Below are 11,936 nucleotides of genomic sequence, written 5' to 3'. Positions count from 1 at the left end.
ATCGTCCGGCACGTACCTGCCGGTGAAGGAGTAATACAGTCATGGCATCTGTCACCTTTGACAAGGCATCCCGCATCTACCCGGGATCCACCCGCCCCGCAGTCGACAAGATCGACCTCGAGATCGCCGATGGCGAGTTCCTGGTTCTCGTCGGCCCCTCCGGTTGCGGTAAGTCCACCACCCTGCGCATGCTCGCCGGCCTCGAAGAGGTCAACGATGGTCGCATCCTCATCGGCGACCGCAACGTCACCGACGTGCCGCCGAAGGACCGCGACATCGCGATGGTGTTCCAGAACTACGCGCTCTACCCGCACATGACGGTCGCCGAGAACATGGGCTTCGCCCTGAAGATCGCCGGCGTCAACAAGGAGGAGCGTGCGACGCGCGTTCTCGAGGCCGCCAAGCTGCTCGACCTCGAGCCCTACCTCAGCCGCAAGCCCAAGGCCCTCTCCGGTGGTCAGCGTCAGCGCGTTGCCATGGGCCGCGCGATCGTGCGCCAGCCGCAGGTGTTCCTCATGGACGAGCCACTGTCGAACCTCGACGCGAAGCTCCGTGTGCAGACGCGCACGCAGATCGCGTCCCTGCAGCGCCGCCTGGGCGTCACCACGGTGTACGTCACCCACGACCAGACCGAGGCACTGACCATGGGTGACCGCATCGCGGTGCTCAAGGACGGCGTGCTCCAGCAGGTCGGAACCCCGCGCGACCTGTACGAGGCTCCGCAGAACGTCTTCGTCGCAGGCTTCATCGGAAGCCCCGCGATGAACCTGTTCGACGCTGAGGTCGTCGACGGTGGCCTCAAGTTCGGCACCGCGGTGGCCAAGGTCGACCGTGACACGCTCAGTGGCGCGACATCCAACCGCGTCACGATCGGCATCCGTCCCGAGGACGTCAAGGTATCGACGACCGGCGAAGGCCTGCCCGTCGATGTTGACCTTGTCGAGGAGCTCGGAGCCGACGGCTACCTCTACGGCCACACCGAGGTCGATGGCAACCGTGTCGACATCGTCGCGCGCGTCGACGGCCGCAACCACCCGAACGCTGGCGAGAAGGTCTTCATCACCCCGGAGCCCAACCACATCCACGTGTTCGAGTCCTCGACCGGCGAGCGCCTGAGCGCCAAGGTCGCGGCCTAGTCCGTTTTCTCTACAGCAGAGCGGGGCGCCACAGCGTCCCGCTCTGCTGGGTTAAGGAGTAGCTCGTGCCACTCAACATCACGTCGGCGACAGCCGACCCCGGTCTCCTCGACCTGCCGTGGAACATCCCTCTCGAGCTCTGGCCCGAGGACACGATCACGGCCCTGCCGAAGGGCATCTCCCGACACCTCGTGCGCTTCGTCACCCTGAGCGACTACGTGGTGGCGATCAAGGAGACCTCGTCCGAGCTGGCCAAGCGCGAGTACGAGCTGCTGCGCACGCTTCAGCGCCTCGACATCCCGAGCGTGGAGCCGGTGGCTGTCATCACCGACCGCGTGTCCGATTCCGGTGAGGAACTGGCATCCGTGCTCGTCACGCGGCACCTCCGGTTCTCGCTGCCGTATCGCGCGGTCTACTCCCAGTCCCTGCGACCCGAGACGGCAACGCGCCTCGTGGATGCCCTCGCCGTCCTCCTCGTGCGTCTCCACATCGTCGGCTTCTTCTGGGGGGATGTCTCGCTCTCCAACACCCTCTTCCGCCGGGATGCCGGTGCCTTCGCCGCCTACCTCGTCGATGCCGAGACCGGACAGCTCTACGACGGACTCTCCAACGGCCAGCGCGAGAACGATCTGGAGATCGCCCGCATCAACATCGCCGGCGAACTCCTCGACCTCCAGGCCGGCGGACGCCTCGACGAGGACATCGATCCCGTGGCCATCAGCGACGGGATCGTGGGTCGCTATCGCACCCTGTGGAAGGAACTCACGGGCCCCGAACAGTTCGACCAGTCAGAGCGCTGGCGCATCAACTCCCGCGTCGAGCGTCTCAACGACCTCGGCTTCGACATCGAGGAGCTCGCGATCGTCACCGACGAGACCGGCACTCAGGTGCGCATCCAGCCCAAGGTGGTGGATGCCGGGCACCACTCCCGTCGCCTGCTTCGGCTCACGGGCCTCGACGCCCAGGAGAACCAGGCACGTCGACTCCTCAACGACCTCGACGCGTTCCGTGCCCGCCGCGGAAAGCAGGACGCCGACGAGGAAGTGATCGCGCACGAGTGGACTGCGAAGGTGTTCGAGCCCGTCATCCGTGCCATCCCCAAGGAGCTCAAGGGCAAGTTGGAGCCCGCGGAGATCTTCCACCAGCTGCTCGACCACCGCTGGTACCTGTCGCAGAACGAGGCGCGCGACGTGCCCCTCGCCGAGGCGGTCTCGAGCTATGTCGACTCGGTGCTGCGCCACCGCCGCGACGAGGCGACGATCATCAACCCGCCGACGGGCACTTTCACGATCCCGCTCTCGGTGATCGACGAGTCCGACGCCGAGGACGACTGGCGCTCGAAGGTTTAGGTGTGACGGGCCGTTCCGTCACCTGCCAGCAGCGGAACGGCCCGTGTCTCAGACGAGCATCCCCAGGGGGTTCTCGATGTGCTTCACGAAGGCCGCGAGCCACTGTGCCGCGAGCGCTCCGTCCAGGACCCGGTGGTCGGCCGACAGCGTGACCGTCATGACCGTCCCCACCGCGAGCGCGCCGTCATCGACGACGGGCTGCTGGGTCGCCCTGCCGACAGCGAGGATCGCCGACTGCGGGGGGTTGATGATCGCCGAGAACTCGGTGACCCCGTACATGCCGAGGTTGGAGACAGAGAAGCTGCCGCCCTCCAGTTCGTGCTGTCGCAGCTGGCCGGTGCGGGCACGCTCGGCGAGGTCGGCGACGCTGCGCGCGATCTCGGTGAGCGTGGCCTTCTCCACCGAGCGCAGTACGGGAGTGACGAGACCCCCGTCGATCGCGACCGCGACGGACATGTCGACGGTCGAGTAGCGCGTGACCGCTTCCTCGCCCCAGGTCGCGTTCGCTTCGGGGACGTCGACGAAAGCCGCGGCAGCGGCCTTCAGCACGAAGTCGTTGACCGAGAGCTTCACGGGTGACGTCGCATTGGCCTCGGCCCGGAGAGCCAGCAGCTTGTCCACTCGGCAGTCGGCCACGAGGTAGAAGTGCGGCACAGTGGACTTGCTCTCGGTGAGCCGCCGCGCGATCGCCTTGCGCATGCGCGTGTGCGGAACCTCGGTGGCCTCAGCGGGGGCGGCCGACGGGACAGGAGCGGGAGCAGCCGCGGGCGGGGCGGATGCCACGGCGGCCGGCAGTGCGTCGAGATCACGCCGAACGATCCGCCCGCCTGGCCCCGAGCCGCGCACACCGCTGAGGTCGAGGCCGCGCTCGCGCGCGAGCCTCCGGACCAGCGGGCTGGCGAACTGGCGCTCGCCCGAGTCCGCGACGGCCGCCGCCGGGGCGGGAGCAGGCGCCGCGGGCGGGGCGGATGCCACGGCGGCAGCGGGTGCCGGGGTCGCAGCTTCGACTACTGCGGGCTCGGGAGTTGGCTCAGCCGCAGGGGCAGCTGGCGCGACATCCTCCACCGCCTCCCCCTCGGCACCGACAACGGCGATCGGGTCGCCGACGTTGAGCGAGACCCCCGCCTCCGCGAGCAGCTGGAGAACCGTGCCCGAGGTCTCGGCGGCGTACTCGACGACCGCCTTCTCGGTCTCGATCTCGGCGAGCGGCTGGCCCACCTCGAGGCTCTGGCCGGGCGAGACCAGCCAGGACTGAATCGCAGCCTCGCTTGCCCCGGCGAGCACCTCCGGCATCCGGATGACGGTGGCCATCAGCGGGCTCCCATCGCGCTACGGACGCGCTCGAGGCCGGCGACGACCTCCTCGGTGCGGGCAATGGCTGCCCGCTCGAGCACCTTCGAGATGCTCGGGCTCGCCTCCGCGCCCGTCACGCGCTCGATCGGCTGGTCGAGCCAGTCGAAGAACCGGCGCTGGATCTCATCGGAGAGCCACGCACCGTACGACGTGCCCTGGGCTCCCTGTTCGACGATGAGTACGGCGTTGGTCTTGCGGATGCTCGCCCCGATGGTCTCCCAATCGATGGATGCACGATCGAGCCAGCGGAGGTCGATGAGTTCCGCGTCGATTCCGGTCTGTTCGATGGCCTCGGCCGCGTGACGCACCATCGAGAGGTACGAGATGACTGTGACATCCTCACCGTGACGGCGCACCGCGGCGCGGCCCGGGGGGAGGATGTAGTCGAGGTCACCGACGGGCACGCGGTCGGCGGTGCCGTAGAGGTCGACGTGCTCGATGACGAGCACCGGATCCTGGAGCGCGAGCGCCGCGTTCATGAGGCCCACGTAGTCGGCGGCAGTAGACGGGGCGATGATGCGCCAGCCGGGGCTCGTCGCGAAGATGCCTGCGGGGTCCATGAGGTGCTGTGAGCCGTAGCCAGAACCCATCGCGACCTTCGTACGCAGCACGAGCGGCACCGGATTGTCGCCGCCGAACATGTGGCGCGCCTTGCCGATCTGGTTGAAGACCTGGTCGGCGGCGACCCACATGAAGTCCGGGTACATGAACTCGACGACCGGGCGGAACCGGCCGTCGAGAGCCAGACCCTCGGCGAGACCCGTGAAGGCGTTCTCGCTGATGGGAGTGCCGAGCACACGCTCGTCGCCGTACTTCTTCGCAAGACCCTTGGTTGCGCCGTTGGTGCCGCCGCCGAGACGGTGCACGTCCTCGCCGAGCACGACGATGCGGTTGTCGCGTTCCATCCGCCGATCCATGACACCGGCCACGGCGTCGACGAACTTGGTGTCGCGCCACTCCCCGGTGTAATCGAGGGGGTCGGATGCTCCGAGGCCGGCGAGCTCGCTGGCATCCCCTCGAACGCCCACGTTGACGAAGCCAGGGTCGGGCCAGAGGGTCGGGCGGATGCGACGCTTCCCCTCGGCCTCGGGGTCGGACTCGAGCAGCTCGGCCGCTGCCGCCGTCATCGCCGCCTGGGCATTCGCGCGCAGCTCGGCGACCGCTTCGGGCGTCGTGAGGCCGAGGGCGATCATCTCCTGCGCCTGCCGGTCGAGGGGGTCACGGGCACGCCACGACGCCTCCTCCTCCTTCGTGCGGTAGCCGAACGCGCTGCCCGGGTACGGGCCGTTCTGGTGGAAGAAGCGGTAGACCTCGGCCTCGATGATGGTGGGGCCCTCGCCCGCGCGCATGCGCTCGGCCGCTGCCTCCATCGCGAGGTGCACGGCGAGCGGGTTCATGCCGTCCACGCGCCAGGCGGGGATGCTGAAGCCTTGGCCCCGCACGGAGAACCGGCCGTCGGCGCTGATCTCGGAGGCGTTCGTGGAGACCGCGTAGAGGTTGTTCTCGATGAAGAAGCAGACCGGCAGTTTCCACGTGGCCGCGAGGTTCATCGACTCGAGCACGGAACCGATCTGGCTCGCACCATCCCCGAAGTAGTTGATGGTGAGGTCTGTGGTGCCCGCGTGCTTCTGCGCCCAGGCGTTGCCGGTCGCGGCCGGCGCGCCGCCACCGACGATGGCGTTGGTGCCGAGGGCGCCCGCCTCGAACCACTGGAGGTGCATCGATCCACCGCGACCGCGGCAATAGCCCTGCGCGAGACCGAGGATCTCGGCGAGGCTGCGCTGGAGGACCTCCTGCACCTTGTCGCCGACCGGCGCGGTCGGGTCGAGCACCCCGCCGCTCACGTGGGTGAGGGCTTTGGCGAGGAACTGGTGGTGTCCGCGGTGCGAGCCGTTGACGGCATCCGTGGACCGCAGTCCGGCGATCGAGCCCACCGCGCCGCCCTCCTGGCCGATGCTGGAGTGTGCCGGCCCGTGGACGAGTCCCTCACCCGCGAGTTCGAGCACGGTCTCCTCGAAGGCACGGATGAGGTGCAGCTGGGTGAGCATCGTGCCGAGGAGAGCGGGGTCCGCCGCTTTCCAGTCGGAGGCTGTGGTGGTCAGTTCGATCCAGTCCACGCCGGTGGAGAGACGTCTTTGTCGTGCCATGTCGAGCACGATACCCCTAGATTGTTTCCAATTCAATCCCCATCGACCACACTTTGCTGGATTTCGTTGCAGATATGGGGCACACTGTTTCCAATAACGCCAAGACGAAGGAGTCGCCATGAGCAACGGGATCCCCGGTATGCGCGGCATGGACCACGTCGGCATCACCGTTCCCGACCTCGATGAGGCAGAGCGTTTCCTGGTCGATGTACTCGGGGCCGTGCACGTGTACACCCTCGGCGCGAAGCAGTCGGATGACGAGTGGATGAGCATCCACCTCGGCGTTCACCCGCGCACGGTCATCCGCGAGATCCGCTTCTACCGGCTCGGCAACGGCAGCAACATCGAGACGTTCAAGTACGAGTCCGCGGACGGGCAGGCGCCGCAGCCGCGCAACAGCGATATCGGTGGGCACCACTTCGCGATCTACGTCGACGACATGGATGCCGCGCTCGCGCACCTGCGTGCACACGGCGTCGAGATCATGGGCGAACCCACGGCAAGCGCGGGGCCCGCGTTCGGGCAGCGCTGGGTGTACTTCCTCAGCCCGTGGGGCATGCAGTTCGAGCTCGTGAGCTACCCGGGCGGCAAGGCCTATGAGGCCGAGGCTCCCGTGAAGCTGTGGCACCCGGGCGGAGCCGCACAATAGTGAGCATGACCGTCACCCCTGCACAGCACGGCTCCCCCGCACCGCACGGCGCCGCCGGAACACGCATCGCCGACGACCTCCGGCAGTCGATCCTCGCGGGCGAGTACGAGCCCGGTGCGCGCATCCGCCAGGAGGACCTCGCCGACCGGCACGGCGCGAGCCGCCTCCCGGTGCGCGAGGCGCTGCGTGTGCTCGAGGGCGAGGGGCTCGTGACGCTCGTCGCCAACACGGGTGCGTGGGTATCGAGCCTGAGCCTCGCCGAGTGCGAGGAGATGTACCAGATCCGCGAGCGCATCGAGCCGCTGCTGCTGCGCTACAACGTTCCCCTGCTGTCGGTCGAGCAGGTCGACGATCTGGATCGGCTCGCCGCCGCCATGGAGCACACTGACGATCTCGAGGAGTTCATCGCGCTCGACCGCGAGTTCCACCTCGCGAGCTATGCGGTCGCCCAGACAAGCGTGCTCGGCGAGACGGTGCTCCAGCTGTGGAACCGTACCCAGCACTACCGTCGCGCGTTCATGCGTGTTCGAGGTGCCGACGATCGCAGCGTGCACCACGAACACCATCTGCTCGTGTCCGCGCTGCGCCGCCACGACCTGGAGGATGCCGAGCGCATTCTCGCGGGTCACATCCGCCGCACGCGACTGGAGCTTGCGCGGCATCCCGAAGTCTTCGCCTGAACCGACATCCCCCTGACTCGACACCCCCGACCGACTAGCCGCACCGAGGAGCACCATGGCCATCGCCACCATCAACCCAGCCACCGGCGAGACCGTTGCGACCTTCGAACCACACGACTCCGCCGAGGTCGACCGTCGCATCACCCAGTCGCACGAGGCGTTCCTCGGGCTGCGCGGCACGACATTCGCCCAGCGCGCCGAGTGGATGCGCGCTGCCGCCGACCTCATGGACGCGGAGGTCGAGGAGACCGCAGCCCTCCTCACGCTCGAGATGGGCAAGACGCTCGCCCAGGCCCGCGCCGAGGTGCGCAAGTCGGCCACAAACCTGCGGTTCTACGCAGACCACGCCGAGGAGTACCTCACCGGGCGCGAGCTGGATGCCCCGGCCGTCGGTGCCACGCGCGCGTACACGGTCTACGAACCGATCGGCGTCGTACTCGCGGTCATGCCGTGGAACTACCCGCTATGGCAGGTCATCCGTTTCGCCGCACCCGCTCTCATGGCCGGCAACACGGTGGTGCTCAAGCACGCCTCGAACGTGCCGCAGGCCGCGCTCTACCTCGACACGATCTTCGAGCGGGGTGGGTTCCCCGCCGGCTCGTTCAACACCCTCCTGATCGGTGCACGCGAGGTGGAGCCGGTGCTGCGCGATCGCCGAGTTGTGGCCGTGACACTCACGGGATCCGAGCCGGCCGGGCGGTCGGTGGCATCCATCGCGGGGTCCGAGGTCAAGCACGTCGTGCTCGAGCTGGGCGGTTCCGACCCGTTCCTGGTGATGCCGAGCGCCGACCTCGAGAAGGCGGTCGCGACGGCCGTCACCGCACGCACCTCAAACAACGGCCAGGCGTGCATCAACGCCAAGCGGTTCATCGTTCACGAGGACATCTACGACGCGTTCGTCGAGAAGTTCACGGCGGCGATGGCGACTCTCGTCGTGGGCGACCCGACGGCGGATGCCACGGACATCGGCCCGCTCGCCACGAGCTCCGGTCGCGACGAGGTCGCCGAGCTCGTCGCCGACGCGCTCGCGCAGGGTGCTGTCGCGACGACGGGTGGCGCCATTCCGGACGGCCCCGGCTGGTTCTACCCGCCGACCGTCGTCACGGGCGTCACGAAGAGCATGCGGCTCTACGCGGAGGAGGCCTTTGGGCCGGTCGCCACGGTGTTCCGTGCGGCATCGCTCGACGAGGCTCTCGAGATCGCCAACGACACGACCTTCGGGCTGAGCTCCGCGGTGTGGACCGAGGATGCCGAGGAGGAGCGCCGCGCGATCGCGGGACTCGTCGTGGGTGCCGTGTTCGTCAACGGCATGTCGATCTCGTACCCGCAGGTGCCCTTCGGAGGAACGAAGGACTCCGGCATCGGCCGCGAGCTCTCGGTAGAGGGCATCCGCGAGTTCGTCAACGCGAAGAGCGTCTGGAAGGCATAGGGCACTCGCGCGCTCTGCGCGGTGCCGACCGTTGCGGAGGATGACGCGCCGCAGCAAGCCCTGCCTGGGCTAGTTGCGCGGCGCGTCGTCCTCCGCAACGGTGGGAGGCATAGCCCTAGGTGATACGCCAGCCGCGGTCCACCGCGATGCTTGTGCCCGAGACGCCGCGGTTGCGCAGCAGGAACTGGGTGGCATCCACGACGTCCGCCATGGTCGCGAGTTCGCCCCCCGGCGTGCGCGACTTGTAGCCGTCGAGCACTCCCTCGGGCTTGCCTGCCCAGAACGGGCTGTCGCCGATGATGCCGGGGTGCAGCGCGTTCACCCGGATGGGCGCGAGCTCGAGCGCGAGCGTCATGGTGAGACCCTCGACACCGCCGTTGATGGTGGAGACCGTCGTCGAGCCCGGGTACGGCATGTCCTTGGCTCGGCCGCCGAACAGCACGATGCCGGAATCTCCGGATGCCTCGAGCCTGTCGAGCATCGTATGGATCACCTCGGTGTACCCGACGAGCTTCAACGTCACGAGGCGCCGCGCACGCTCGACGCTGTACTCGCGCACACTGTTGGCGTCGCGCTCAATCGCCGCGAGGACGATGCCGTGCACCTGGCCGACGCCGGCGAGGTGACCGGCGATGGCCTCGGGCTCGGAGATGTCGAGGGCGACGCCTGTCGCGCGATCGCCGAGCGAACGTGCCACCTCGTCGGCACGCTCCTGGTCGCGACCCGTGAGCACAACGCGGTCGCCGCGTGCGATGGTGTCGCGCGCCAGCTCGAGCCCGATGCCCGAGGTGCCGCCGACGATGAGGATGGTGCGGTCAGTCATGTCTGCCTCCTTGCAGGTCTGCGAAAAAGTGGGAGCTCAGTGCAGGTCGCGCCTGGCGACCTCGGCGATCGCGGCCCAGTCGGCCTCGGCGAGGTCGGGTTCGGCGAGCGTGCGCTCGAAGACGGCCCGAAGCGCGGGGGCCGTCGGCAGGGTGACACCACCGTCGTCGGCGATCTCCTCCGCGAGTGCCAGGTCCTTGAGGCCGAGCGTCACCGTGAAGCCCGGCGGTACGTAATTCTGCTGGGCGATGATGGCGCCGTAGCCCTGGTACACGACACCCGTGAAGAGTGTGCTCGAGAGTAGTTCCGTGAACTCGGCAGGATCGATGCCCTGGCGCTCCACGAGCGCCACCGATTCCCCGATCGCCTCGAGCGCGTGGATGATGTTGTAGTTCACCGCGATCTTGACGGCGTTGGCCATGGGCGGCTTCTCGCCCAGGCGCCAGACGCGAACGCCGAGCGCCTCGAGGTACTCGAGTACTGCATCCAGGTCGTCCGGCGCGCCTGCGGCGAGGATGTTGAGCTTGCCCGCCGCCGCGACGGGCGGCCGCCCCAGCACCGGTGCCGCGACGTAGCGCACGCCGGCCGCCTCGAACCGCTGCTGTAGAACACCAGCAAGGTTCATGCTGATCGATGCCGTGTTGACGTGGATGCGCCCCGGCGTATCGCCGATGTTCTCCACCGACAGCACGGCATCGGCCGCCTCGTCGTTGGCGAGCATCGAGAACGACACCGGCTGCGCGAGGGCCTCCGCAGCGGAGGATGCCACGGCGGCGCCCGCGAGCGACTCCGCGGGCCCTGCGCTGCGGTTCCACGCGAGCACGTCGTGACCGGTCTCGATGAGCCGCCCGGCCATCGCCGTGCCCATCGAGCCGAGTCCGAGGAAGCCGATCACACTCACGCCTCCCCGCGACCCCAGGTCGTGTTGAGGTGGGACTGGGAATCACGGTTCAGGTCGAGCGGCCCGTCGATCGTGTAGTACCGCTTGCCAGCCACGATGAGATCCTCGGCCGGGAACTTGGTGATGACCTCGCATCCGTCGGCGGTCACGACGACCTCCTCCTCGATGCGTGCGGCGCCCCAGCCGTCGGCCGACGGCCAATACGTCTCCAGTGCGAACACCATGCCCTCCTTGAGCTCCTCGGGGTGGTCGAGCGAGACGAGCCGCGAGAAGATCGGCTTCTCCCAGATCGACAGGCCCACACCGTGACCGTACTGGAGGGCGAAGGCGGCTTCCTCGTCGGCGAAGCCGAACTCCTGGGCGGTGGGCCACACCTTCACGATGTCGGCCGTGGTCGCCCCAGGCTTCACGAGGGCGATGGCACGGTCCATGTACTCGCGGGCGCGGGTGTACGCGTCGCGCTGTGCCGAGCTCGCCGAGCCCACCGCGAACGTGCGGTAGTAGCACGTGCGGTAGCCGTTGAAGCTGTGCAGGATGTCGAAGAAGGCCGGGTCGCCCGGGCGGATGAGACGGTCCGAGAAGACGTGCGGATGCGGCGAGCAGCGCTCACCGGAGATCGCGTTGACCCCCTCGACGTACTCCGATCCGAGGTCGTACAGGGTCTTCGCGACGACGCCGACCGCCTCGTTCTCGCGGACGCCCGGCCGGAGGAACCGGTAGAGCTCCTCGTACGCGGCATCCACCATCGATGCGGCTTGCGTGAGCAGTCGGATCTCGTCGTAGGTCTTGATGCGGCGCGCTTCCATGAAGAGCTGCTGGCCGTCGACCACCTGGATGCCGAGCTTCTGCAGAGCGAAGAGCACGGGGAGCTCGATCACGTCGACACCGAGCGGCTGGTCGGCGACGCCGAACTTCTCGAGCTCGCGCTTGATCTTGCGGGCGACGCCGTCGGCGATCTCCGCGTCCGGCGAGAATGCTCCACGCAGCGTCGAGATCCCGGCGCGTGCACCGGACTCGAGGCGGGGGCGCACCGCACCCTCGTGGGGCGAGTTGGGGTCGGCATCCATCTCCATGCTCGTCACGTCGAGCCACGGGTTGTAGAGCTTGTGGTGCTTTGCGGCAGAGCCGAAGTCCCACGAGATCGGGTCGCTCTGTCGCGTCAGCAGGCTGAAGCGGATGAGCTTGTCCATGGCCCACGTACCGATGTGGGTGGACGTCATGTAGCGGATGTTGGAGAAGTCGAATGCGAGAACGGCGCCGAGCTCGGAGATCTCGAGTTCTGCGCGGAGACGCGCGAGGCGCTCGGTGCGCAGTCGCTCGAAGTCGACCCGCTCCTCCCAGTCCACGCCGTTCGTGCCTGTGGTTCCGGTGCTCCTCATGAGATACCTCCTCCGATGCCGCGATGCGCATCGTTAAGTAATACAGAATGGTGTGTAGCGGATATAAACGTGTGTGCCGGAGTCGCCCCGC

At 68.0% G+C, this 11,936-nt stretch carries 10 protein-coding genes; 5 read left to right on the top strand and 5 right to left on the bottom strand.

Annotated features, from left to right (window positions below; translation table 11 throughout):
- Positions 1-41: 41 nt before the first annotated feature.
- Both HDC94_RS05130 and HDC94_RS05125 read left to right on the top strand, forming a co-directional pair.
- The gene (locus tag HDC94_RS05130; protein WP_179495498.1) at positions 42-1,136 is read left to right on the top strand and encodes an ABC transporter ATP-binding protein; all 1,095 of its coding nucleotides are present in this window, start codon (positions 42-44) and stop codon (positions 1,134-1,136) included.
- A 65-nt stretch (positions 1,137-1,201) separates the two neighbouring features.
- On the top strand, positions 1,202-2,485 hold the full coding sequence (locus HDC94_RS05125; protein ID WP_179495496.1) for a DUF4032 domain-containing protein: 1,284 nt from the start codon (positions 1,202-1,204) through the stop codon (positions 2,483-2,485).
- A 48-nt stretch (positions 2,486-2,533) separates the two neighbouring features.
- Here HDC94_RS05125 and HDC94_RS05120 read toward each other — a convergent pair whose 3' ends face one another.
- Positions 2,534-3,796 (bottom strand): dihydrolipoamide acetyltransferase family protein, encoded by a 1,263-nt coding sequence (locus HDC94_RS05120; protein ID WP_179495494.1) that lies wholly within the window; start codon positions 3,794-3,796, stop codon positions 2,534-2,536.
- Positions 3,796-5,985: a thiamine pyrophosphate-dependent enzyme gene (locus HDC94_RS05115; RefSeq protein WP_179495493.1), complete on the bottom strand. Its 2,190-nt coding sequence runs from the start codon at positions 5,983-5,985 to the stop codon at positions 3,796-3,798. The genes HDC94_RS05120 and HDC94_RS05115 overlap by 1 nt, the downstream gene beginning before the upstream one ends.
- Before the next feature lie 118 nt (positions 5,986-6,103).
- Between HDC94_RS05115 and HDC94_RS05110 the strand changes: the two genes are divergently transcribed.
- The 3 genes from HDC94_RS05110 to HDC94_RS05100 are packed head-to-tail and all read left to right on the top strand — an operon-like array spanning position 6,104 to position 8,743.
- On the top strand, positions 6,104-6,634 hold the full coding sequence (locus HDC94_RS05110) for a VOC family protein (protein WP_257021628.1): 531 nt from the start codon (positions 6,104-6,106) through the stop codon (positions 6,632-6,634).
- A 5-nt stretch (positions 6,635-6,639) separates the two neighbouring features.
- Complete coding sequence (locus tag HDC94_RS05105; RefSeq protein WP_179495491.1) at positions 6,640-7,314, top strand: GntR family transcriptional regulator; 675 nt, start codon at positions 6,640-6,642, stop codon at positions 7,312-7,314.
- 55 nt (positions 7,315-7,369) lie between these two features.
- Positions 7,370-8,743: an NADP-dependent succinic semialdehyde dehydrogenase gene (locus tag HDC94_RS05100; protein WP_179495489.1), complete on the top strand. Its 1,374-nt coding sequence runs from the start codon at positions 7,370-7,372 to the stop codon at positions 8,741-8,743.
- A 115-nt stretch (positions 8,744-8,858) separates the two neighbouring features.
- Here the strand turns inward: HDC94_RS05100 and HDC94_RS05095 are convergent, their stop codons facing one another.
- The 3 genes from HDC94_RS05095 to HDC94_RS05085 are packed head-to-tail and all read right to left on the bottom strand — an operon-like array spanning position 8,859 to position 11,845.
- Complete coding sequence (locus tag HDC94_RS05095; RefSeq protein WP_179495487.1) at positions 8,859-9,566, bottom strand: SDR family NAD(P)-dependent oxidoreductase; 708 nt, start codon at positions 9,564-9,566, stop codon at positions 8,859-8,861.
- 36 nt (positions 9,567-9,602) lie between these two features.
- Positions 9,603-10,460 (bottom strand): NAD(P)-dependent oxidoreductase, encoded by an 858-nt coding sequence (locus tag HDC94_RS05090; protein ID WP_308495628.1) that lies wholly within the window; start codon positions 10,458-10,460, stop codon positions 9,603-9,605.
- Positions 10,461-10,462: 2 nt separating this feature from the next.
- Positions 10,463-11,845 carry a Xaa-Pro peptidase family protein gene (locus tag HDC94_RS05085; protein WP_179495483.1) on the bottom strand — a complete coding sequence of 461 codons (1,383 nt, stop codon included), beginning with the start codon at positions 11,843-11,845 and terminating at the stop codon, positions 10,463-10,465.
- Positions 11,846-11,936 lie beyond the last annotated feature (91 nt).

The organism is Leifsonia sp. AK011 (assembly GCF_013410945.1).
Classification (GTDB): domain Bacteria; phylum Actinomycetota; class Actinomycetes; order Actinomycetales; family Microbacteriaceae; genus Rhodoglobus.
The sequence above is the reverse complement of the archived record's forward strand: the minus strand, read 5'-3'. Positions and strand labels throughout refer to the sequence as shown.